Below are 23,306 nucleotides of genomic sequence, written 5' to 3'. Positions count from 1 at the left end.
GTGCCGCCGGTCGGCGCACGGTGCTGTAATAGGCGAAGCAAATGAGTAGCCGACGTCCGCTCGAACCGCCCACCGGATCGAGCGGCTCTCAAGTCGATCCCATGCTCGAGGTGCGCGAGCGGCGCCGCGGCCAGCGGCCGGGCGACGCATACGTGCGGATTGTGCGCCCGTTCGAGGATGAGTTCGAGCATGGCGAGGAGGGTCAGCTCATCGCCTCCGAGCGCGCGAACGCCCCGGCCACCCCATTCGGTCGCTGGGTCCAGGGGGTGCGCGGCTTCCTCTTCGGGCGCCCCATCTCCTCGGAGCACGAGGGACACGAGCGGCTGTCCAAGGTCAAGGCCCTGGCCGTGTTCAGCTCGGACAACATCAGCTCCAGCGCCTACGGCCCCGAGGAGATCATGCGGGTGCTGGCGTTCGCCGGCGTCGGGGCGCTGGTCCTCACCATCCCGTTGGCCGGCCTGATCATCATCATGCTGGCCATCGTCACCCTGTCCTACCGGCAGACGATCAAGGCCTACCCCCAGGGCGCCAGCAGCTACATCGTCGCCAGCGACAACCTGGGCGACAGGATGGGGATCCTCGCCGCCTCTGCGCTTCTGATCGGATACGTCGTCACGGTGGCGGTTTCGATCTCGGCCGGTGTGGCGGCCATGACCTCCATCGTGCCCGAGATCTATCCGTATCGGGTCATCATCAGCGTCGTGCTGGTTGGGCTGCTCATGATCGGCAACCTGCGCGGCATCCGGGAATCGGGGACGATCTTCATGGCCCCGACGTACCTGTACATCGTCGTCATGCTGGGCATCATCGGCTACGGCGTGGCGCTTTCGATATCAGGCCAGATGCCGGCTTACGTGCCACCCGCCGAGTGGGTGGCCGCCATCGAGCCATCGGCCCAGGTCCTGGGACTGTTCCTGATCCTGCGCGCGTTCTCGCAGGGGGCGGTGGCCCTGACCGGGGTCGAGGCGGTTTCCGATGGCGTGCCGGCGTTCAAGTCACCGGAATGGCGCAATGCGCGCACCACGCTGACCTGGGCGGCGGCCATCTTCGCCGTGCTGTTCATCGGGATCGCGTACCTCGCGACCACGATCGGCATCGTCCCCGACCCGAACGAGGAGCAGACCGTCCTGTCGCTGATGGTCCGTCATCTCGTGGGCGATGGATGGATCCTGATCCTGGCCCAGGTGGCAACGGCGCTACTGCTGGTCCTGGCCGCGAACACCAGTTTTGCCGACTTTCCACGACTGTCGTCGTTCCTGGCCCGCGACGGGTTCATGCCTCGCCAGTTCGCGTTCCGCGGTGAGCGCCTCGCGTTCACGACCGGCATCGTGGCCCTGTCGGGAATGGCCGGGATCCTGTTGATCATGTTCAGCGCCAGCGTGTCCGGCCTCATCCCGCTCTACACCCTGGGCGTGTTCATCGCGTTCACGCTGTCCCAGGGCGGCATGTTCGTGCGCTGGTACCGCCGTCGCGAACCCGGCTGGGCGCGCGGGATGGCGATCAACGGCTTGGGAACGGCCACCACCGCGGTCGTGGCCGTGGTCGTCGCCACCAGCAACTTCTTCCAAGGATCGTGGCTCGTCATCGTCCTGGTCCCGATCCTGATGGCAATCCTGTTCGGCATTCGGCGCCACTACCGGACTCACGATGCCGTCGTAAGCCTTGTGGCCACCGATGATGGGAGCGGTTCGGTAGCGGCGGAGCGCCTCCCGGAGCCGATCGTGATCGTGCCCATCGCTCGACTGGACCGCACGGCCATGCACGCCATTGCGTTCGCGAATTCGATCAGCCGCGATGCGACCGCGGTCCACATCACGAACGACCCGCGCGACGCGGACGAGCTCCGCCGCCAGTGGCCCGCCGTGGGCGGGACCACCGAGCTGGTCGTGGTCGAATCGCCGTATCGGGCCCTGATCGGGCCGCTGGTCCGCTACATGGATGCCCTGCAGGCCCAGGCCCCGGATCGGCCGATCATGGTCGTCCTGTCGGAGGTCGTCCCCCGCCACTGGTGGGAGAACCTGCTCCACAACCAGACCAGCCTGCGTCTCAAGCTGCGGCTGTTCGGACGCAAGAACACCATCGTGGCCGACGTGCCCTACCACCGCCCCGACTAGGGCAGCGATTCGTCCATCGGTTCGAGTCGGAAGTAAGCGCCGCGCGCCAGGATGTGGCGGCGCGCCGCGCGGTACACGAGGTTGCCGGGGAACGGCTGTTGATGAGCGGTTGCCAGGATGACGGCATCCCGCTCATCGACGTCCGCCAGGCGCTCGGCGCGCACTCGATGGCTGATCCCGCTCGGCCGGGCCACCACGGCCTCGCCGGCCGCGGCCAGGTTTCGGGTCCATCCCACGTCCCCGTTCGGATGACCGACATACCAGCCCCCGGCAACCTCGATCAGGCCCACCAGGACGGCGCGAGGGCGCCCCGTGCGGCGGCCGGGGACGCGGAGGTCGACGGTGATCCCCATGCCACCACCGCGCCAGGCGGTGCGAATCAGCGGATCGGTGAGGCGGAGCCAGGCATATTCCAGGCGCAGCAGCAGACTCCAGACGCGTGACGCACGTCGGCGGGGACGGGAGGCGTTCATGGGGGGGCCTCGAGATGGCGCGCCGGGCAGGATTCGAACCCGCGGCCTGGTGGTCCGAAGCCACCCGCTCTATCCACTGAGCTACCGGCGCCAGGCCCGATTGTACCGGCGCCCGCTCACCACAGCGCCAGGCCGAACTCCTCGTCGTAGGTCCGGACGAGATCCACGCCGAGCGTCTCGCGGATCTCGAACTCGGCCACGAAGACCTCGATCCCCCGCAGCAGGTGCCCGCCCACGCAGGCCCCGTGCTCATCGGCGAAGGTGGCGTGAGCGTGGAGGAATGGCTTGCCGTCGCGCAGGCTGACGTTGCCGATGAAGCCCACGATCTCGTGGTGCGTGTCGGAGGACAGCTCGAGATACCTCAAGTCACTCTGGTGGTAGTACGCGAACGCCGCGCGCTGCACCGCGCCGATGACGCTGACCCACGCAGCCGAGACGGCCCGATCGGTGCAGATCCGCTCGATCTCGGCGACGAGGTCGCTCCCCTTCTCCAATCGACCGATGAACGTCCGGCCCGCGGAGGCCTCCCAGGTGCGCTCGGTCATCGGTCTATCTCCTACTCGAAGTGCTTCAGGCTGGCCAGGACTGGCCGATTGCCGGCCAGTCGCGCCGGGTACAGCCCGGCCAGGCAGGCGACGCCCAATCCGAGCAGGACCACCGCGATCACGAGCGGCCAGGGGATGACCAGCCCGGCCGCGAAATCTCGGGGAGCGAGAGTGACGAGCAGGCCGGTGACGGCGACACCCGCGACGGCGGCCACGAGGCCGCCCACCGTGCCCATGATCGCAGCCTCGGTCACGACCATGCCTTCGACCTGGCCCACGGTCATGCCGTGGGCCCGGAGCACGGCAATCTCCCGCGTCCGCTCGGACACGCCCAGGGTCAGGGTGTTGACGATGCCCAATCCGCCGATGACCACGGCCAGCAAGGCCAGGGCGTCGAACAGCCCGAGCAGCCGATCCAATGAGCGCGACAGTTGTTCGGCCAGCACGTTCGCCGTCAGCGCTTCGCCGGCCAGCTCGGCGGCCTTTTCGGCCACCAACACTCTATAAGCTGCCTCGCCAATCGCGGGCTGGGGAACCATGGCCCAGATGGTCGCCAGCTCGGCGCCGAACGTGGTGCGCGCATCCGCCAAGCTGATGAGGAGCGCCCCCTCGCCCGATCGGCCGGGTAGCGAGTAGGCGACCAGCCCGGCCACCGTCAGATCGGTGGCGGGGCCACCCGGGATGGCGAGGTGGATCCGATCCCCGGTGCCCAAGCCCGCCTGCGCGGCGAATGACTCGGGGAGGAGAACCGCTCCGCCGGCGCGGAGGGCCTCGAACGCCGCGGCCCGGTCCGCCTCCACCACGATCAGGGCACCGGCGTCCTGCCAGACCGACGGATCGATCCCGGCGACGCCTGCCTCGTGGTCACCATCCGGGGTGGTGACCACAACACCGAACTCGGGGACCGGGCTGGCCGAGAACGTCCCGGGGGTGGACGCGATCGTGTCCTGGAGGAAGTCGATGGACGACGGGATGGTGAGCCGGATGGCGTGTCCGCCGGGGAGGATGGACTGAACCCAACGCTCCGCCGTCCCACGGGCCGAGGCGGCCGTCGTGCCGAGGGTGACCACCGCCGCAAGGGCCACCGTCAGGGCCGCCACGCTCAGCCCCGTCCGCGCCCGGTGCCGGCCCAGATTGGCGCGTCCCAGCAACCCCTGGGCGCCGAACAGGCGCTCGAACGGTGCCCCGACCAGCCTCCCCAGCGGTTCCAGCATGAACGCCGTCGCGACCGCTCCGCCGATCAGCACCCCAACGGCCAGCAGCGTGGCCAGGAACGGTGGCGCGCCACGTTCGAGTGGATAGAGGACGAAACCGGCAGCCACCACGACCAGCTCAGCGGCGACGATCCAGCGCAGCCTGATCCAGAGGCTGCGACCTGGGCGGTGGGTGGGGCGGAGGGCCTCGAGCGGGCTGACTCGAGCCGCTTCCGCGGCGGGGACCCAGGCCGCCAGCAGCGTGACGGCCATCCCTAGCCCGAACGCGAACGCGAGCACGGCCGGGTTCAGGGCCAGGTCAACCACGAGTGCGGCTCGTGTCGCGGCAACAGCGTTGACCAGGAGCGCTCCGATCCCGACCCCGATGGGCAGCCCCAGGGCGGATCCGAACAGCCCCAGCGCCAGGCCCTGGCGGATGACGAGGCCGCGCACCTGACGACCCGTGGTTCCCGCGGCTCGCAACAGGCCGATCTCGCGGGTTCGCTCTGACAGGGTCATGGCCAGCGTGTTGGCCACCAGGAAGGCCCCGGCGCTCAGCGCCACCAAACCGAGCAGGAAGGCGATGCCCGCAAACCCGGCCTGCGCGCGCTCGAAGGCAGCCTCGGCGTCCGCGACCGTCTCGACCACGAACGGCTCCGTCAGATTCCGATCCAGCCCCGCTTCGACCTCGGACATCCGGCCCTCGGCGACAGCCACGTCCACCGCCGTGACCGGTGATATGACCTCGAAGGCGGCGTTCAGCGTGTCTCGGGCAACCAGGAGGACCGATCCCCCGGCCTGCGCCCCGAAGCCGCTGTTGGCGAGCAGGCCGACGATGGTGAGGGGCGGCGTGTCGAGCCGGGCGCCGGTCAGGAGCAGCTCGTCGCCCAGGCCGAGGCGGTGATCGGCGGCCCACTGTGCGGCCACCAGGGCACCGTTGGGGCGGTCGGCGTCCAGGGGCACGCCGGCCGTGAGGCTGGGACGGCCGAGGGCTGCCTCGGCCACCGGGTCGACCCCCACCGCCGAAAGGGTGAAGACCTGCTCATCGGGGCCCGGTTGGGTGGACAGGGTCAGGCGACGCTCGGCCAGCGGAGCGCTGATGGCCACCCCGGGGATGACCCGAATGGCCTCCACCGACCCGGCGCGCAGGCCGTCGTCGTCGAACGCGCGGACCCGCAGGTCCGCCTCGCCGTACAGGTCCCGGGCGGCCTCCGCAACGGCCCGGGTGGCCGCATCGGCCGTCAGGAGGGTGCCGGCCACGAGCGCCACGCCGAGCGCGACGCCCATGCCAGTGAGCGCGGTTCGCGCCGGTCGGGCGGTCAGGCTCCTCCAGGCGATGGCGGACAGGCGCATGCGCTCGTCGGCTCGGATTCGCTCAGAGGCCGAGCAGGGCCAGGCGGGTCAGGAGCTCACCCGGGTCGTGGTCAGGCCGGCGCCCCAGCTCGATCTGATCCAGGATCTGCCCGTCACGCACCACCAGTACGCGGTCCGCATACGCCGCCGCGCGAGCTTCGTGGGTCACCAGCACGATGGTCTGGCCCAGCTGAACGCAGGAGCGCCAGAGCAGATCGAGGATCTCGCCTCCGCTCGTGTAATCCAGGTTGCCCGTTGGTTCGTCCGCCAGCAGGAGGGCCGGCTCGGTAGCCAGCGCACGGGCCAGGGCCACTCGTTGCTGCTCCCCGGCCGACAGCTGGTCGGGCGCGTGATCGGCCTTGCCTTCCAGGCCAACCATGGCCAGCAGCTCATCCACGCGCTGGCGGCGCTCATGCACCGACTCTCCGCCGATCAGGAACGGGAGGGCCACGTTTTCCCGCACCGTCAGCAGCGGGATGAGGTTGAAGAACTGGAACACGAAGCCGGTCTTGTCGCGCCGGGTCAGCGTCGCCTGCTCATCGTCGAGGGTGCTGATGTTCACGCCGTCGATGACAACCTGGCCCGCGGTGGGCTTGTCGAGGCCACCGAGCAGGTGGAGGAGGGTGGATTTGCCCGATCCGGAGGCTCCCATGATGGCCACGAACTCTCCGCGCTCCACCGCCAGGCTGACTCCGCGCAGGGCGTCCACCTGGCCATCCCCGACCGGGTAGCGCTTGACGAGGTCTTGGGCCTCCAGGATGGCCGTCATCGGGCGACAGGATACGGCCAGGGGCGAGCCGGGGAGCGGGTCAGCCGAAGACGAACCCGATTAAGGCTCCCAGGAGCGTCTCGAACACGCCCTGGTCGGCGGGACCAGCGGCCTCGACCCGCAGACTGGCGACGGCCGGTGGCTGGATCGGCGCGCCGCGGGTGTCGAGGCCGGCCAAGGCCCGGTTCGGGACGTTCAGCGACGCCACATGAACCAGGCTGCCGCTCCCGTCGAGGGGTTCAGCCGAAGTAGGGCGCACAGGGGCCGGCACGATGCGGGGAGGGAGCGTGGGTGCCGGGGCCGGCTGGTAGGCAACGCCGCCTCCGCCACCACCACCACCACCGCCACCGCCACCGCCGCCACCGCCCCCGCCTGACGGCGGCGGAGGGGGAGGAGCCGAGCCGGCGGCGGCCATGAAGAGCTCGGTGTACACCCGCGGGCTGCGGAGGGATCCGAGGAACTGCACGTTGTCAGCAGCCCATGCGCCGACGCCACCATGGGTCCAGCTGCCACCCAGGATATTGGCGCGATGGCCGGGGGAGTTCATGAAACCGTTGTGCGCGGCCACAGGCGAGTCGGCATCCGAGTAGCCGTTGTTCCAGGCGATGTTCTCGCCGCCCAGGGAATAGCTCAGCCCGTTGAGGTCATACCAGTGGTACACCTGATATCCGGTGCCCAGGACGGTATGGTCGAAGTAGCTGCGCTGGATCATGTCCTGGCTGCGCCAGCGTGCGATCGAGACCAGGGTCCCGTGCTGGACCAGCACATTGAGCCCGTTGTTGGCTCGAGTGCCGTTCAGGAGCTGCCACAGCGTCGCCTCGGCCGTCGCCTGGTTCCAGCCGCTGGCGGTCGCAGGACCCGACCAGACCAGGAGCGCAGCAGCCATGAGGGCCGTGCCCGCCAGCCCGGTGGCGCGAAGGAGGACGTTCGGTTGACGCCGAGGCGCATTGGGCGCTGAGCGCATGCGATAGGCACCCCCTGGATCGGTCCGCCATTCGCGACGGACGTACCAGGAGGCTACGGTGACCCGAAGCCGAGGTCTGTAGCGCGGTCGTCCCGGCCCGGGCCGGGACCATCAGGTCGCCAGGCCCGGACTGTCGCCGGACCGCGGTTCAGGTGGGGCGCACGACCACGGTTCCCGCGATCTTGTCGTGCCAACCCTGCTTGCGGCGGTCGAATGCCACCCAGATCACGCCCAGGAACAGGACCGCGATGCTGATGAGCAGCCCGACGTAGCGGAGCAGCGCGCGGACGACGTCGACCTTACCGCCGTCGGCGGCCAGCACGATCCGCATGTTGAACGGGATCATGCCCGGGCTCTGGCCACGCCAGGTCCAGAAGCCAACGAAATAGACGAGGTCGATGAGGAGGACGATGGCGTTGGCGCCGTAGTTGACGTTGTATACGCCGTTCTCGAAGTCGACCATGCCGCCGCCGCCGCCGATGAGCGGCGCCAACGCCGCCGTGAGCACAGCCAAGACGATGGCGTCCAGGATGAAGGCCACGAACCGGACCCAGAAGCCGGCGTACCGGAGACCCTGGGCGGGCCCGGCGGGGGCCTCGGGCGGAGCGGCCCAGCCCGGGGGCGGGGTCTGTGGCCCGGGCGTTGCAGGGGTCATGACACCCTCCTCGATGTGGGGTGGCCTACGGGGCTTGAACCCGTAACCTTCGGAGCCACAATCCGATGCTCTACCAGTTGAGCTAAGGCCACCGCGGCTGACGAGTGTAGTCCACGACAAGGGGCGGGTCAGCCGAGGCGGGTGAGAATCTCCTCCCGGTCAAAGGCCCATGAGCCGATGATCAAAAGGGCCCCGATCAGGCCCGTGACCACCAGGTCGCCGACGAGGACCTGGCTCATGGTGAAGGTTGCCTGCCCTCCCAGGAACTGGGCCACCGCGATGGCGATGATGGGCAGGACCACGAAGGCGCCGAACTGCTGGGCGGTCCGGGGGTCGCTGACCCGCGAGCTGACGATGACGCCCAGCAGGACCGACAGCACGCAGATGAGCGGGACGAGGGTGGCCATGGCCACCATCCACTGCGGACTGAACACCATCCGCAGCAGGCGCGGGTCGGCAATCGCCCCGTTGATGAGGCCGTAGGCAACCCACACCGCCCAGGTGGCGAGGACGGCCGGCAAGGCGGCCGCGATGGTCTTGCCGGCGAGCAGCTCAGAGACCTCGATCGGGGTGGCGAGCTGCGGCTCCAGGGATCGCGCCTGCCGCTCACCGATGACCGATTGCGAGGCAATCGCGATGGGCACCATGGCCGGGATGAGCAGGAAGTAGGCCATGAAGTTGGTGACGATGAAGCCCTGGGCCGCCAGCGTGGGCGGCAGGTCGGGGAAGGCGGCGAGCATGACCGCGATCTGGCCCAGCTGGTTCACATCCAGGTCGTTGACCTCGATGAAGCCCACGATGGCGATCGGAATAGCGGCGAAGATGACGGCCGGGGCGGCGACGGCAGCCAGCAGCAGCCGGTTGGACCCGATCTCGCGCCACTCCTTGCCGAAGACGGTGGCCACCAGGCTAAGCCGCACGAGCGCCCTCCGGGTCGCGTTCGCCCCGCTCGCCGACCAGCTCCAGGTAGACCTGCTCCAGGCTGGCGACGTCCTCGGCCACCGCCAGGACCCGAGCCCCGCGGGTCACCAGCTCACGCACCAGCTCCGGTGTGTCGCGCCGGGGTTCGGCGAGCTCCACCCACAGGTCGCCGCCCTCGGCCCGCGCGTTCCGGACGTAGGGCAGCGAACCGAGTGCAGCCGCCAGGACCGAGCCGTCAACCGAGCCACCGTCCAGCGCGACCCGGGTGGCCGCGGCCCGGCCGCGGCGGCGCAGCTCCGCGGGCGTCCCCTCGGCCAGCAACCGCCCGTTCAAGATCCCGATCCGATCACACACCCGTTCCGCCTCGTCCAGGTTGTGGGTGCACAGGACGATCGAGCGTCCCTCGTCGCGCAGGGTGACGACCAGCTCGCGAATCGACTTGGCGGCCTCAGGGTCCAGCGCGCTGGTTGGCTCGTCAAGGTAGATCACCCGCGGCTCGTGGAGCAGGGCCCGGGCGATCGCCACCCGTTGGCGCATGCCCTTGGAGTAGCCGCCGACCCGCCGGTCGGCGGCATCGGTCAAGCCGACCACGGCCAGGTAGCGGTCCACCGCCACGCGCAGGGCGGCATCGGTCAAGCCGTATAGGCGCGCGTAATACGTCAGGTTCTGGCGCGCGGTCAGCCGGTCGTGGAGGCCGGGGCTCTCGGTCAGGATCCCGGTCAGGGATCGGATCTGCGGGTTGTCGCGACCGAGCTCGAGGTCCACCACGCGCACCCTGCCGGCGCTGGGCGCGATCAGGCCGGCCAGGATCCGGACCGTGGTCGTCTTGCCCGCGCCATTGGGGCCCAGCAGCCCGTAGATCTGGCCCGCGGGCACCGTGAAGGACACGTCCCGCAGCGCGGTGACGACCCCGAATCGTCGCTCCAGACCTTCAACCGTAATCACCGGACCGATGCTAGCAGGGCGCGGCCGGTGGTCCGGAAGCGGCCATTTCGTCGGGCCGGCGTGGCAAGATCGGCCCATGGAGGAGCGGACCCTGCGCACGCGGCGGGTGTTCGAGGGCCGGCTGCTGAAGGTGCGGGTCGACGACGTGGCCATGGCCGATGGCCGGCCCGCGCAGCGCGAGATCATCGAGCATCCAGGGGCGGTGGCCATCCTGGCCTGGGACGGTGAGCGGTTGGCGGCGGTCCGACAATGGCGCCAGGCGGCGGGAGGCCTGACCCTCGAGCTCCCCGCCGGCACGCGGGACCCGGACGAAGCTCCGCGGCGCACCGCCGAGCGGGAGCTGGCCGAGGAATGCGGCCTGGCGGCGGCGACCTGGGAGCCGGGGCCCGGGTTCTGGACCGCCCCCGGCTTCTGCACCGAGTTCCTGACCCTGTGGCTGGCCACCGACCTGCACCCGGTCAGCGTCGCCGGCCCGGAGGACGAATCGCTCGAGCTCGTGTGGCTGACCCTTGATCAGGCGCTGGCCGCCGTCGCCGACGGGACGATTAACGATGCGAAGTCGCTGGTCGGGATCTACTGGCTGGCGCGGCGGCAGGGGCGGGGCTAACCGGCCAGGTCGAGGCGCTGCAGGCGGGGGTTGGCCGTCCGGCCCGGGATCCGCCCGCGCTTGGCAATCGGCCGGCCGTCGATCTCCTTGAGGTCGCCGGTGAAGTCGATGGGGCTGGCGTCAGCGATGGCGGAGCCCACCGCGAAGGAGTCGACCGGCGCCTCGGCTGCCTTGAACTGACCGATGCGCTCGGCGTCCAACCCGCCCGACACCACGATCTTGACGTGCTGGTGGCCGGCCAGGTCGAGGCGGGCCCGGACCTCCTTGACGAGGTCCGGCGTGACGCGGCCGCGCTCGGAGGGCGTGTCGAGCCGGACGCCCCACAGCCGCTCCCCAAGGGCCTCGGCCACGCGGAGCGACTCCTCGGCTTCGTCCTTGAAGGTGTCGACCAGGACAATGCGCGGGACCTCCGGATCGATGTGGCGGTCGAAGGCTTCCGCGGCCCGAACCGTGTCTCCGAAGATGAGGACCAGGGCGTGGGGCATGGTGCCGGTCGGTGACAGGCCCGCCAGTCGCGCGCCAGCCGGCGTGGAAGCACCGATGCAGCCGCCGACCACGCTGGCGTAGTCCATCTGGTCGGCCACGCTGGGATGGACGTGGCGCGCCCCGAATCCGACGACCGGGATCGGGGCCGCCGCCTCCACGACCACCCGGGCCGCGGTGGCCCAGCCGGAGGATTGGGCCAGGGTGCCCAGCACCGCCGTCTCATACAGGCCGTAGGCCGAGTAGCGGGCCTCGATCCGCATGACGACCTCCTTGGGCTCGAACCGGTCGCCGTCCGACAGGGACTCGAGCACCGGAGCCGGGTCGTGGCCGTTGCCGGGGCCCAGCACGCGACGGAGAAAAGCATGGACCTCGGCGGCGCCACACAGGATCCCCCCGTCCCGCGCGAAGACCTCCATTACCACCACCGGGTCGAGATGCTCGGCGCGGAGGATGGCGCGGGCGCGCTCGAAATAGACGTCGGCGGTCTGTCCAGTCAACACGTCATCCGCCGCCTCGAACCGCTGGACCACGTCCTCGCCGGTCATGGGTCGGGAGTGTAGTCGGTGGCTACCCGGCGTCGACGGATGGCGACCGACAGCACGACCGCCGCCGAACCGGCGGCGACGATCAGGCCCAGGATCCGGACCAGGCCGGCGGCAGTGGCGGTGTTGAGGTCCTGGTTCAGGCTGGCCAGCCGATCCGCCGCCGCCCGGAGGTCGCCGGCGGCGAACGCGGTGGCGGCGGCGGCCAGGCGTTCCTCGGGGCCGGGGCCGATCAGCATGCCGGCGCGCGCGAAGGGGTCCAGGCCCTCGGCGATCCGCGATGCTGCCTGTGCATGCGCGGTCACGATTGCCCGCTCGGCATCGATCTCGGCCCAGGCCAGGGTCCCGCCCCCATGCGTCCGATACGCGGCGGCGAGCCGGTCCGGGGCGGCCAGGTCCGCGTCCTCGATCTCGGCCAGTAGCCGGTTGCGCTCGACGAGCCACTCCCCGGCCGCCGCGATCTCGGCCTGCGCGTCGGCGAAGCGCCATTCGACCATCGCTTCTCGCACCGGATCGGGGTCCCCCCAGTCCGCTGCGGCTTCCAACAGGGCGTCGAAGGCGGTGCGCGCCGCCTCGCGGGCGCTCAACTCGGCCTCGGCACCCGCGCCCAGGACGGCTGGGGCCAGCGCGGCGACCACGGGCTCGTCGGTGACCGCATCGAGGTGGTCGAGGTAGCCGCGAGAGTCCACCGCCCCCGCGCCAGGCGCGGCTGGCGAACCCGCTGCTTCGGCGGTCACCGGATCGTAACCATCCAGCCCGGAGGCCATCCGGCGCAGCGCCAATCGGAAGTCGTCCTCGCCGGCCATCTGCGCCGCGGCATCGGTCAGTGACCAGGCCCTCGCATACCCCCACCCGTCGCCCTCGGCCGAGCGATCTTCGGCACTCCACTCGGCCAGTGGGAACGCCTCGTCCTGGAGGTCGGCGGCCACCGCGACCGGGTCGTAGGGCAGCTCGAGCTCGAGCTCGGTTGAAACCCGTCCGGCCGCCCACGACGCCAGCCCCTCCAGGATCCATCGGTCGCTGGCCAGCGCATCGTTGGCCCACACGTGGGCCACCTGGTGGAGCAGGGTGAAGGGCGGCTCCGTGAACCCGACCGCCACCTCGCCGTCGACCAGCTCCGAGTCCAGCCCGACGCCGGTCACCGACTCGGTCACCACCAGCGGACCCTGGCCCGGGTACGGAAGCCCGAAAACGGCCTCCAGCCGCGGAAGCGCCTCGACCAGCAGGGCCACGGTCGCAGCGCCCCATTCGGGGTCGTCAGCCCAGTGGCGGACCTGTAGGTCAGCCGTGCCGCCGGTCAGGGCCACCGCCTGTTGCAGGGTCTCGTACACCGGGTCGCGGGTCGCTCCGATGTGGGCCAGCCACCGGGTCGGATCGTCGATCGGCCCGCTTTCGAGTACTGCCCGGTCCGCCTCGTCGTGGGCTTGCATGGGATCGCCGTCGACGCGAACCTCGAAATCGGCAGGCAGGTCAACACTGACCGCACTTTGTGTCCCGAATCCCCATGCCGCGAAGCTCACCAGGTGATCCCCTACCCGGATCGCGGGGTCGTTGCCATCGCGAAGCTCGTAGGCCAACTCCACGGTCGCCGTCTTCGCGTACTCGACCGGAGCCCGCAGCACGATGGTGGCCACGTTCACGCCCTCGCTGACCGCGGTGGAGACGTTCAGCGCCCCGCTCCCGTCGCCGGCCGTGACAGACGCCGCGTGGTCGTGGATCGCCAGCCGGATCTCGCTGAAGACACTGACCTGGCCCGACGGCGCGGCGTAGGTGTTGGTGAAGGCGACCTTCACGATCACCACGATCTTTTCAGACTCTGGTTCGACGGTGTAGGTGGCCTGGGTCGCCATCTCATACTCGGCGGCCGCCGCCGGCCCAACGGGGAGCGAAATGCCGGCCATGCCGGCGGCCACCACCGCGGCCACCATGCCGGCGACCGTCAGCCGACGGGACGCGCGAGGCCTCATCGGGACGGGGCCGGAGGTGGCTGCCAGTCCGGCATCGCGGACTCGACCTCGGCCCGGAATCGTTCCAGCAGCTCAGCGTTGCGACCGGTGCGTCCGCCCCAGTCCGGGAGCCGGCCCCGGTCCGCGATCGCCGGCGCGGTCTCCTCGAGCAGCCGATCGGCGACTACTGTCATGCGCGCCAGCGCACGGCCCAGCTCATCACGGTCCACCGCGCCGGGTGGCAGCTCGGCGATGAGCATCGGGCGATCCTCCTCGGTCACGGCGAACTTCACGAACGGGTACTCGGCGTTGGCGCCCAAAAGGCGGAGCAGCGTCCGGCGTGGGAGCTCCATGGCGTCGGGCCCGTAGTAGGCCCACAGGTGCAGCCCCATGCCGGCGGCCCACGCGATCGTGACCCGCAGGTCGAATCGCCGCTCCCCGTCGAGGATGACGTCACGGCTCAAGGCGAGCCCGAGTGGCGCGGCGCCGCGGCCGACCACCGCCAGCCCGAGCTCCTCCAGCCAGGCATCGATGGGCGGCACAGGCTCCGCGGTGCTCGCCTCGGGCCCGGGCGTGTCAGCCAGCGTGCACCACCGTGTCCCCGGACGCCACCCGGCGCCGCGGGAAGTCAGACTCGATGACGTACGGATCGATCCGGCAGTTGCGGCCGATCCGGGTCCGGGCCGGCACGCGAGCCTTCTTGCCGACCAGGGTCAGGCCGCTGAACAGGCGCTCCGGCTCGCTTCGATTGGGTCGAAGCACCTGTCCTTCCCCAACTCGCGCATACGCCCCGACCACGCATTCCTTGTCGAGGATGGCACGGTCGATGACGGCTCCCTCGCCGATCTCGGAGTCGAACATTACGATCGAGTCGCGGACCACCGCGCCGAGGCCCACGCGCACGCCCGGCGACAGGATGCTGTGGTCGACCGTGCCTTCCACCACGCAGCCGTGGCTGATCATGCTGCGCGACACCGAGGCCTGGGAGCCGATGCGGGCCGGTGCCCGTTCCTCGCTCTTGGTGTAGATCAGCCAGCCGGTCTCGTACAGGTCGATCGGGGGATTGTCAGCCAGCAGATCCATGCTCGCCTGCCAGTACGCGTCAACGGTGCCGATGTCCTGCCAGTAGCCGCGGTACTCGTAGCCGTGCACGACTCGGCCCGACGCGACCATGGCGGGCAGGACGTCGCGGCCGAAGTCCAGCCGCTCGGCCGACAGCACTTCGCGCAGGAGTGGCCAGCTGAATGCGTACACACCCATGCTGACCAGGTTGGACGTGGGCCGGGCCGGCTTTTCCACGAAGCGGGTGACTCGCCCGGCATCTCCAAGCTCGAGAATGCCGAACCGATTCGCCTCTGCCATGGGCACGGTTCGGACCGCCACCGTCAGGTCGGCGTCGCGGGCGCGGTGGAGCGCCACGAACGGCCGGTAGTCCATCTTGTAGACGTGGTCTCCGGCCAGGACCAGCACCAGCTCCGGGTCTCGGTCCGCGATGAAGTCCAGGTTCTGGAGCACGGCGTCGGCGGTGCCGCGATACCAGTCGCGGTTTCGACCGCGGCCAAGGAATGGCTGGAGGAGGGTCACCCCGCCGTGGCTGCGGTCGAGGTCCCACGGCCGCCCCACCCCGATGTGGTCGATGAGCGAGCGGGGCGCGTACTGGGTCAGGATCCCGACATCGGTCAGGCCCGAGTTCACCACGTTCGAAAGGGTGAAGTCGATGATCCGATACTTCCCCCCGAACGGGACGCCGGGCTTGGCTCGGACCTGCGACAGGATCGAGAGGCGCTCCCCTTCACCGCCAGCCAGGATCAGGGTCAGGACGGATCGAGCCACGCCGTGCGGCGTCGATCAGCGGCGGCGCCTGACCAGGCGCACCAGGTAGGGCACGGCGCCCAGGATGAGTGGGAGCGCGAAGATCGGCACCAGGAACCCGGCCGAGACCGGCCCTCCGGATGCGAGAGGCGAGTCGACCGCTGCCGCCGGGGTGACGCACGGCAACGGTTGCGGCGGGCAGCTCGGCGCTGGCGGGCAGCTCTGGTTGCCGCGGCAGCCGGGCGGCGACGGGCTCGGCGTCGGCGTCGCCATCAGCTCGCCGCAGATGGGGCCGCCAAATCCGCCGGTGCCGTGCAGCGGGGCAATGTTGTATTGGCTCCCACTCCTGGCCTGCCGCCCATTGTTCAACTTGTCTGCCCAGGCCGCTGCCGCCGCCACCCATCGGGGCGGCCGTCCGGCCTGCTGGACGTACTGGACGATGTCGAAGCACCCGTTGGGATGCCACTGGTCCGTGTGGTGGACGTTGTCGACCGGCGGCAGCGTGCCTTCCAGGAACGGGATCTGGATCGTCTGGCCGCAGCCCCCGCCCGGGCTCATGCCACTGAACCGGCACACCGCGGACATCTGCACGCCTGCGGGCTGGGCGAAGTCGAGGTTGGGGACCGGCTGGTGCCCGTTCCAGTCCCATGGCTGATTGACGGCCAGTTCCATGAAGTCGTGCCACAGGTACAGCGGGCCGTCCGCCGAGAACAGTCCCTGCCCGAGCGCGTTGGACATGGGCTCCCCGCCGGCGTTGCCCATCCAGACCCCGACCGTCAGGCTGCCGGGGATGTAGCCGAGGCCGGACACGTCCTTGAAGTCGTCCGTGGTTCCGGTCTTGAACCCGGCGTGTCGCCGCACGCCGCTGGGATCGGTGATGCGGGCGCGAGGACCCCACAGCAGGTTGGTGGCCGGGTTCGTGTTGCCCTCGATGATCCAGTGGGTCAGGTAGGCCTCGGCCGGGGACAACGGGGTGGTCTCGGCCGGCCCGTTGGCCGCACGGGTGTAGACCACCTGGCCATCGCGGTCACGAATCTCGATGACGGCCGTGGCCGGGTGAAGACGACCCTGCTGGGCGAAGACGCTGTATCCCTGGGTGAAGGTGGTGAGGTTGACGGGCACGGTCCCCAGGCCCAGGGAAAGGCCTGGATCCTGGGCCATGATGTAGTCGTAGCTGGCGATGCCCAGGGACTCGGCGAAGTGCGCGGTGATATCCGGACCCACCAGACCCTGCATCTGGACTGAGGGCACGTTCAGGGAGTAGCGCAGGGCGTCCATGGCCAAGAGCGGGCCATGCTCCTGGACGTCGGCGTTGGTCGGCAGGTAGGGGAATTGCTCGTTCCCGAAGTTGGTCAGCGCGTCCACGAACATGGTTGACACCGTCGCCTGGCGAGCCTGGAAGGCGGAGGTGTAGACGATGGGCTTCCAGGCCGATCCCGGCTGCCTACGGGCCAGACCGGCCACGTCGAACTGGCCCTGGACGAGCGGATCCTCCTGGTTGTAGTAGTCCACGCTGCCGATGTAGGCGACGATTTCTCCGGTGGCCGAGTCGATCGCCACCAGCGCCCCGTTGTGGACGTTCTTGTCGCCCAATGCCGCGACCCAGCGCACGACCTCCGACCGGGCGACCTGCTGCAGCGGGTAGTCGAGGGTGGTGATGACGTGGTATCCGCCGGTGCGGACCGCCTGCTCCGGGTCAGGCACGCCGAGCGAGGCCAGGATGTTGACCATCTCCCTCTGGACGCGGAACGTGAAATGCGGCTCGAGCAGCGGGTGGACGACCCGGCTGGGATTCATCTCCTCCCAGGTGGTGGTTGTGGCGGTCTCGTACTCATCCAGGGTGATGTAGCCCTCGCCGAGCATGTTGAACAGCACGCCGTCGCGCTCCCGCATGGCATCCGCGGCCGCTTCGGGGGAGCCCGGGGGGCCGCCTCCGTTCTGGTAGGGGTCCAGTGCGCTGGGACGCTGCGGGAGGGCCGACAGGAAGGCGGCCTGGGCCAGCGTCATCTGGGACAGATCGGTGACCCCGAAGTAGTTGGCGGCCGCGGCCTTGATCCCGTACGAGCCATTCCCGTAGAAGATCAGGTTCAGGTAGGTCGCCAGGATGAGCTCCTTGCCCTCGCGGCCCGGGTACGCCGCGGTGACCTGCATGGACATGATCTGCTCGCGGATCTTGTCCTCGAACCCGCGGCCTTCGAGGAAGGTCAGCTGCGGCGGCGGGCAGACGTCGTCCTCGATATTGCCGTCGCCGCCCGCGATGTCGCCCAGGGGGGCGATGCTGGGCAGGGCGATGGCGTCGCCCACCTGCTCCTGGGCCAGCACGATGGAACCGGCGTACTTGATCACCTGCTGGGTGATGGTCGATGCGCCCTGGACGATCGACCCGGCCTGCAGGTTGGCGTACGCGGCGCGGGCGACAGCCTGGACGTCCACCCCGTTGTTGGTCCAGAACGTCTGGTCCTCGCTCGCCACCGTGGCGTCCACGATGACGCCGGGGATCTCGTCGAATCGCACCGATTCGCGGTTCTGACATTCGAAACGAGCCAGCAGGACGGCGCCGGTGCGGTCGTACACGAGGCTGGACTGCGGCAGCGGCACCTCATCCAGGAGGTGCGGGTCGGGCAGGCCGGTCGCGAAGTAGTTGTAGGCGAACAGCGCGCCCGCCCCCGCGCCAAGCACCGAGCCGCCGATCAGGACTCCGAAGAGCCCGAATACGACGAGGAAAGCCAGGAGCAGCCCTCGGTGTTGAGACCCACGCCGAGCGCCTCGGCGGGTCAGCAACTGCCGACGCCGCCGCTGCATAGCCGGATGCATCGGGCGACAGGGTACCAGCCGTTGTGAGATCGGTCGAATAGGCCGATCGGCTCAGAATGGCAGGGCGGCCGCGGCCGATGGGGCCAGCAAAGAGGCCTCGCGAAGCAGAGTCAGGACGTAGCCGGCCACGAGGTACGGACCGAATGCGATGTACGAACGCAGGCCGACTCGACCGGTCACGACCAGAAACAGGCTGACCGCCGCGGCCAGCAGCGCCCCGGTGAACAGGCCGCTCCACACCAGCGGCCAGCCGAGGGTCAGACCGATGGGCACGGCCAGGTACAGGTCCCCGAGCGCCATCCCGCCCCGAATGATCAGGGTCAGGATCCCGAGGAAGACCACCGCGGCGGCCGCCCCGGCGAAGGCGGCCAGGGTTTCGAGGGCCGGGTTGACGAATGCGTAGCCGACCGCGACCACGATCAGGGGGTCAAGCAGCAGGTGAGGCAGGCGGCGTTGTTCGAGGTCGGTCGCCACCAGGCCGACCATCAGGCCGAGCATCACCAGGTGGACCAGGACGGCCCATGGAGGAAGATGCGCGACGGTCACCAATCCGTAGGCCGCGCCCCCCGAAACAAGGCCCAAGCCCAGCGTCCGCCAGCTCGGACGTCGCCGGCGAGCTTCAACCGCCGGCCAGACGCTCGCGAGTCGTTCGGCGGCGATCCCAAGGACGCCGAAAACGGCCGCGGCGACGGCCGGCACGGGCACCGCTACTCGACCTTCTCCCCGGCCGCGAAGTCGAGCCCCAGCCGGACGAGGGTCGTCACCGCGACGCCCACGGCGCCCTTGGGGAACGTGGCCTTGTCCGTGCTCATCCAGGCCGTCCCCGCCACGTCCAGGTGGACCCATGGGCGGGTCGTGAACTCGGAGATGAAAAGCGCGCTCTTGATCAGCGATCCATCTCGTGAACCGCTGTTGACCATATCCGCGTACGGCGTTTCGAGCTGGGTCCGGTACTCGGTGGCCAGCGGCATCTCCCATACCCACTCCCCGGTCGCGTCGGCCGCGGCGCGCACCTGGTCGCCCCACGAGCGTGGCTTGGCGAAGTAGGCGCTGATGAGCTCGCCGAACGCCATGGCCGCGACCCCGGTCAAGGTCGCGACGTCGACCAGGTGGCTGGCGCCCTGGGTCTCGGCCCAGGCCAGGGCATCGGCCAGGATCAGGCGGCCTTCGGCATCGGTGTTGGTGACCTCGATGGTCTTGCCGTTCATGGCCTTCACGACGTCGCCCGGTCGCTGCGCCCGGCCCCCCGGCATGTTCTCGACCATGGGCGCGACGGCCATGACCGGCGCGTCGGGGGCCAGGCGGGCCAGGGTGCGGGCGGCGGCAATGACCGCGGCCGCGCCGGACTTGTCGTGCTTCATCTCGTCCATCCGGTCGGCGCCCTTGATGCTCAGGCCGCCCGAGTCGAAGCACACCCCTTTGCCCACCAGCGCCAACCGGCGGTCGCCGCCGCGATCCCAGCCTGGGAGCTTGATCGCAATCAGGCACGGCGGGTGCTCCCCACCCTGGCCCACGCCCAGCAGTGCGTTCATGCCGAGCTGCCGCATCTCGGGGACGTGGAGGACCTCGACCGTGCAGCCATCGGCCTCCAGGGCCCGGGCCTCCTCGGCCATCTTCTCCGGATACAGGTCATTGGCAGCGCGGTTCGACAAGTCGCGGCACCACGCGACGCCGTCGGCAAGGGTCGCGGCCCGGTCGAGCACGGCCTGGTCCGCACCCAGGATCACGACCTCCTCCACGTTGCGTTTCATGGCTTCGGTGTCACGGACGCGCCCGTACAGGTTCATCGGCCGATAGGTGCCGGCGACCGCTCCCACCGCGGCCGCCGTGAATCCATCCGCGTCCTCGCCGTCCCGCAACCAGAGCGCCATCCGCGTGGCTCCCTTGCCCTGCAGGGCGCGGGTCGCCACGCCGGCCGTGCGACGGGCTCGCCATGGGCCCCGTCCGCGACGGACCCCGTTGACCAGCAGGATGTGCTCGACCGGCAGGTCGCCACCGTCGATCAACGCGAAGTAGTCCTCGACGATGTTGAACCGGCCCCAGTCGATCGCGCGGCGGATGACGCCTCCGGCAGCGGCATCCAGGTTGGCCAGGTCGTCCGCGAACGGGTCGTCTTCCTTGTACACGGGGACGGCGAGAACGGTGGCCTCGACCGATCCCGGGTCCGTGGCTTCCGCGCGCAGCCTCATCCCATCTCCTGACTCGTAGGTGCTCGAAACAGACCGATACGAGGGCGGCGTCTGCCGCCACACGGGTCAGCGGAGTATAGACAGGCCGGCCAGCCAATCCCGGGCCCCCCTGACCGCGCGCAGGGCATCGGCCGACGAGGCCGCCGCGGGGCCGGTGATCCCGGTCGCGGCCTCGCCCAGGGCGATGGTCAGGGCCTGGTCCGCGCGGCCCGCGTTGGTGGCGGCGGCATCGTAGGCCGCCTGGGCTGCCGCGAGTGCCGCGGCGTCACCCGCCTGAGCGGCGAGGGAGATGCCGCGCGCGGCGTCGATCAGGGCGCCCACGGTATCCACCCAATACCCGAGCGTGGAAAGCTCCGCGTTGACGTCGCGCACCTGCTCGAGGTGTCCGGTGGCGCGGTCCATGGCCTCCAACGCGGCCGACGGGTCGTCCGCCTCGAGGGCCGCGAGACCATCGTTCAGCGCCTCCAGCGTCGATTCAGCCTCTCGCCGCATGTCCGTGAGCGCCGTGCTGGGCAGCGCCGCGGCGCGCCACTGCGCCCCGATGGCGACCAGGTCCGCCGGCAGCAGGCCGAGCTGCGGCGACGATTCCTGGGGGTCGATTGCGCGCAGCGTCCAGCCCAACCCGGCGAGCGCGGCCTGCGCGTCGGCGAGGGGGGTGGCGGCGGCCTCGAAGCCGAGTCCCGCGGCATCCATGGCGGCGCCTGGGTCCTCGAGGCCGCCGAGAACGGCGGCCTGTCCTCGCCTCGCTTCGTCGGTGGCCTCGCGCATGAGCGTCTCCGCTGCCTCCAGCGCGGCGTCCGCCGCTCGGGCCTGCGCAGCCGTCTCGTCGGTGAGCCAGTCCACCCTGATCGGATCGGCTACCCGCGAGTCGGCCGAGCGTGCCCCGAACAGCAGCGCGAGGAGAATGGCGGAGGCCAGGAACAGGACGATGCGGATCACGCGGCTCCTATCATGCCCCGGTGGAGAGCGCTCCCACAGCACTGGTCGAGACCCTGCGCCGGCTGCCCAAGGCCGAGCTCCACCAGCACCTGGATGGCGCGCTGCGCCCGCAGACTGCCGTCGAGCTGGCTGCGGAGGTGGGCATCAGCCTCAGCCTGGACGAGGCCCGTCAGCGCCTCGTCGCGCCGGTCCGCTGCCGCGACCAGGCCGAACTGCTGTCCTATTTCGATCTCCCCGTCTCCCTCCTCCAGTCCACCGCCGCCCTGCGCCGAGCGGCTGCCGAGCTGGTCGAGGACATGGCGGCGGATGGCGCGACATACGGCGAGATCCGTTGGGCGCCTCGCCTCCACCTGGACGGCGGCCTGGGTGTGAGCGATGTCATCGAAGCGGTGTCCAACGGGGTGGCGGATGCCCGGGAGGGCGGGGGTTCGTCGCCGCTGATCGGGCTCATCGTCACCGCCATGCGCTCACACCCGCCGGGTGCCAATGTCGAGCTCGCCCTCCGGGCGGCCGCGTTCGGCCCACCGGTGGTGGGATTCGACCTGGCCGGCCCCGAGGCCGAGTATCCTGCCCCACCCCATGCGGCGGCCTTCCGCGCGGCGGGCGCCGCCGGCCTGGGCCTCACAGCCCATGCGGGTGAAACCCCCGGTTCGGCACACATCTGGGACGTGCTCGAGTTCGGGATCAGCCGTATCGCACACGGCGCGCCGGCGATCGACGATCCGGACCTCGTCGAGTCGCTCCGCGAGCGCGGGATCACGCTCGACTTGTGCCCCACCAGCAACGTCCAGGCCGCGATCGTGCCCGACCTGGCCTCGCACCCGGTTGCGCGGCTGCATCGGGCCGGGGTCAGCGTGACCCTGTCCACCGATGATCGGACGGTGAGCAACACCACCCTCAGCAACGAGCTTGCGGATGTGGCGCTGGCGACCGGGTTGACGCCCGATGAGCTGGCGGAGATCGCCATCAACGGGTTTCGGCGCGGCTTCAGCGCTCCCCTGGAACTGGCGACGCACCGGGCGGAGGCGGCCCGCGCCTGGCACGCGTGGGCCGGCACCACGGCGACGCTCAGCGGTTGATACGGGCTTCGACCAGGTCCCACGCCTCCCCCGGATCAACCGCCACGTGGTCCGGGACGAGCTCCCCGGTAAGCGACGCCACCGCGTCGGGAGCGGTGACCCCGGTCAGGACGAGCACGCTTTCAATCCCGGCTCGGTGAGCCGCGCGGATATCCGAATCCGGGTTATCACCGATGACCAGGGCTTCTTCCGGACCGATGCCGGTGGCCTCAAGGATGGCGTGGAACATGGCCGGTTCCGGCTTCCCGATGACCAGCGGCTCAACCCCGCTCGCGTCGCGAATGGCGGCTACCATGGCGCCGGCTCCGGGCCGGAAGCCGGTCGGGGTCGGGTACTGGGCATCGGCGTTGGTGGCGATGAACCGCGCGCCTGCCCGTACCTCCCGCGCGGCGGCAGCCAGCCGCCGGTCGTCAAAGTCCGGGTCGAGCCCGACCAGCACGGCATCCACCCTCCGATTCGCGGCATCGGCGGCCGGGAAGACCTCGTAGCCCGCGGATCGCAGCTCCTCGACCATGCCGTCGGCGCCCACCGCCAGAACGGTGCGCACCCGGGGCTCGTGGCGGCCGAAATGGGCAATCGTGGCCGACGTGGAGGTCACGATCTCGGTGGCCTCGGCCGCGATCCCCATCCTCCGGAGCCGCTCCGCGTAGTCCGAGCGGGTGGACATCGAGTTGTTCGTCGCGTAGCGAACCAAGAGGCCGGCTCCATGCAGCCGACCGATGAGCTGGGCGGCTCCGTCCACCGGCCGATCGCCGCGGTACACGACGCCGTCCAGGTCGAGGATGACCACCTGCAATCGACGAGGACGGCGGGCCTTGGGCACGGCACCGATGATAGGGCCCGCGCACGCTCTGCCCGGCGTGACAAGAAATTTGTTTCGCGCGCCGACTGCCCTGTATGATGCGGCCGCAATCGGCCGTGTCAGTCGCCTTACTGACCGTGCCCGAGCCCCGCCTGAAC

20 protein-coding genes and 2 tRNA genes are annotated in these 23,306 nt (G+C 70.2%); 3 read left to right on the top strand and 19 right to left on the bottom strand.

All coding sequences use genetic code 11. The annotated features are described in order from the left end of the window. The first annotated feature begins 41 nt into the window (after positions 1–41). Positions 42–2,114 (top strand): APC family permease, encoded by a 2,073-nt coding sequence (locus AABM41_06790; protein ID MEK6192015.1) that lies wholly within the window; start codon positions 42–44, stop codon positions 2,112–2,114. Here the strand turns inward: AABM41_06790 and AABM41_06785 are convergent. The 10 genes from AABM41_06785 to AABM41_06740 all read right to left on the bottom strand — a co-directional run bounded on the left by AABM41_06785 (position 2,111) and on the right by AABM41_06740 (position 9,932). Further along, entirely contained in the window at positions 2,111–2,587 is a 477-nt protein-coding gene (locus tag AABM41_06785) for a hypothetical protein (protein MEK6192014.1), read from the bottom strand. The two genes, AABM41_06790 and AABM41_06785, sit on opposite strands and share 4 nt — an antisense overlap. 15 nt (positions 2,588–2,602) lie before the next feature. Beyond that, positions 2,603–2,678 (bottom strand) — tRNA-Arg (locus AABM41_06780). A gap of 25 nt (positions 2,679–2,703) precedes the next feature. Then, positions 2,704–3,132: a PPC domain-containing DNA-binding protein gene (locus AABM41_06775; protein ID MEK6192013.1), complete on the bottom strand. Its 429-nt coding sequence runs from the start codon at positions 3,130–3,132 to the stop codon at positions 2,704–2,706. An 11-nt stretch (positions 3,133–3,143) separates the two neighbouring features. Beyond that, positions 3,144–5,678: an FtsX-like permease family protein gene (locus tag AABM41_06770; protein ID MEK6192012.1), complete on the bottom strand. Its 2,535-nt coding sequence runs from the start codon at positions 5,676–5,678 to the stop codon at positions 3,144–3,146. Between the two features lie 22 nt (positions 5,679–5,700). Then, on the bottom strand, positions 5,701–6,447 hold the full coding sequence (locus AABM41_06765) for an ABC transporter ATP-binding protein (protein MEK6192011.1): 747 nt from the start codon (positions 6,445–6,447) through the stop codon (positions 5,701–5,703). A 40-nt stretch (positions 6,448–6,487) separates the two neighbouring features. Beyond that, a complete protein-coding gene (locus AABM41_06760) occupies positions 6,488–7,411 on the bottom strand; it encodes a CAP domain-containing protein (GenBank protein ID MEK6192010.1) in 924 nt (307 codons plus the stop codon). A 148-nt stretch (positions 7,412–7,559) separates the two neighbouring features. After that, on the bottom strand, positions 7,560–8,066 hold the full coding sequence (locus AABM41_06755) for an RDD family protein (protein MEK6192009.1): 507 nt from the start codon (positions 8,064–8,066) through the stop codon (positions 7,560–7,562). 16 nt (positions 8,067–8,082) lie between these two features. Then, positions 8,083–8,158: transfer RNA gene (locus AABM41_06750), tRNA-His, on the bottom strand. Positions 8,159–8,194: 36 nt separating this feature from the next. Next, the gene (locus AABM41_06745; GenBank protein ID MEK6192008.1) at positions 8,195–8,986 is read right to left on the bottom strand and encodes an ABC transporter permease; all 792 of its coding nucleotides are present in this window, start codon (positions 8,984–8,986) and stop codon (positions 8,195–8,197) included. Further along, a complete protein-coding gene (locus AABM41_06740) occupies positions 8,976–9,932 on the bottom strand; it encodes an ABC transporter ATP-binding protein (protein ID MEK6192007.1) in 957 nt (318 codons plus the stop codon). The genes AABM41_06745 and AABM41_06740 overlap by 11 nt, the downstream gene beginning before the upstream one ends. Positions 9,933–10,008: 76 nt before the next feature. On the opposite strand from AABM41_06740, the gene AABM41_06735 reads away from it, so the two are divergent. Next, positions 10,009–10,539: an NUDIX hydrolase gene (locus tag AABM41_06735; GenBank protein MEK6192006.1), complete on the top strand. Its 531-nt coding sequence runs from the start codon at positions 10,009–10,011 to the stop codon at positions 10,537–10,539. Here the strand turns inward: AABM41_06735 and AABM41_06730 are convergent. Genes AABM41_06730 through AABM41_06695 form a run of 8 tightly spaced genes read right to left on the bottom strand, consistent with a single transcriptional unit; the run spans position 10,536 to position 21,267 of the window. Beyond that, positions 10,536–11,570, bottom strand: coding sequence for a nicotinate phosphoribosyltransferase (locus AABM41_06730; GenBank protein ID MEK6192005.1), 1,035 nt, complete (start codon positions 11,568–11,570; stop codon positions 10,536–10,538). The two genes, AABM41_06735 and AABM41_06730, sit on opposite strands and share 4 nt — an antisense overlap. Continuing rightward, entirely contained in the window at positions 11,567–13,534 is a 1,968-nt protein-coding gene (locus AABM41_06725) for a hypothetical protein (protein MEK6192004.1), read from the bottom strand. The genes AABM41_06730 and AABM41_06725 overlap by 4 nt, the downstream gene beginning before the upstream one ends. Next, positions 13,531–14,055 (bottom strand): hypothetical protein, encoded by a 525-nt coding sequence (locus AABM41_06720; protein ID MEK6192003.1) that lies wholly within the window; start codon positions 14,053–14,055, stop codon positions 13,531–13,533. The genes AABM41_06725 and AABM41_06720 overlap by 4 nt, the downstream gene beginning before the upstream one ends. Positions 14,056–14,089: 34 nt before the next feature. After that, positions 14,090–15,346, bottom strand: a complete 1,257-nt coding sequence (gene glgD / locus AABM41_06715) for a glucose-1-phosphate adenylyltransferase subunit GlgD (GenBank protein ID MEK6192002.1) — start codon at positions 15,344–15,346, stop codon at positions 14,090–14,092. Between the two features lie 15 nt (positions 15,347–15,361). Then, positions 15,362–18,139: a transglycosylase domain-containing protein gene (locus AABM41_06710; GenBank protein ID MEK6192001.1), complete on the bottom strand. Its 2,778-nt coding sequence runs from the start codon at positions 18,137–18,139 to the stop codon at positions 15,362–15,364. Positions 18,140–18,190: 51 nt separating this feature from the next. Further along, a complete protein-coding gene (locus tag AABM41_06705) occupies positions 18,191–18,844 on the bottom strand; it encodes an A24 family peptidase (protein MEK6192000.1) in 654 nt (217 codons plus the stop codon). A gap of 2 nt (positions 18,845–18,846) precedes the next feature. Then, positions 18,847–20,391, bottom strand: a complete 1,545-nt coding sequence (locus AABM41_06700; protein MEK6191999.1) for an aminopeptidase — start codon at positions 20,389–20,391, stop codon at positions 18,847–18,849. 3 nt (positions 20,392–20,394) lie between these two features. Then, complete coding sequence (locus tag AABM41_06695) at positions 20,395–21,267, bottom strand: hypothetical protein (protein MEK6191998.1); 873 nt, start codon at positions 21,265–21,267, stop codon at positions 20,395–20,397. Between the two features lie 20 nt (positions 21,268–21,287). On the opposite strand from AABM41_06695, the gene add reads away from it, so the two are divergent. After that, positions 21,288–22,346, top strand: coding sequence for an adenosine deaminase (gene add, locus AABM41_06690; GenBank protein ID MEK6191997.1), 1,059 nt, complete (start codon positions 21,288–21,290; stop codon positions 22,344–22,346). On the opposite strand, the gene AABM41_06685 is transcribed toward add, so the two are convergent. Then, complete coding sequence (locus AABM41_06685; GenBank protein ID MEK6191996.1) at positions 22,336–23,169, bottom strand: HAD-IIA family hydrolase; 834 nt, start codon at positions 23,167–23,169, stop codon at positions 22,336–22,338. The two genes, add and AABM41_06685, sit on opposite strands and share 11 nt — an antisense overlap. Between the last annotated feature and the right edge of the window lie 137 nt (positions 23,170–23,306).

The organism is Chloroflexota bacterium (assembly GCA_038040195.1).
GTDB lineage: Bacteria > Chloroflexota > Limnocylindria > QHBO01 > QHBO01 > DASTEQ01.
The sequence above is the reverse complement of the archived record's forward strand: the minus strand, read 5'-3'. Positions and strand labels throughout refer to the sequence as shown.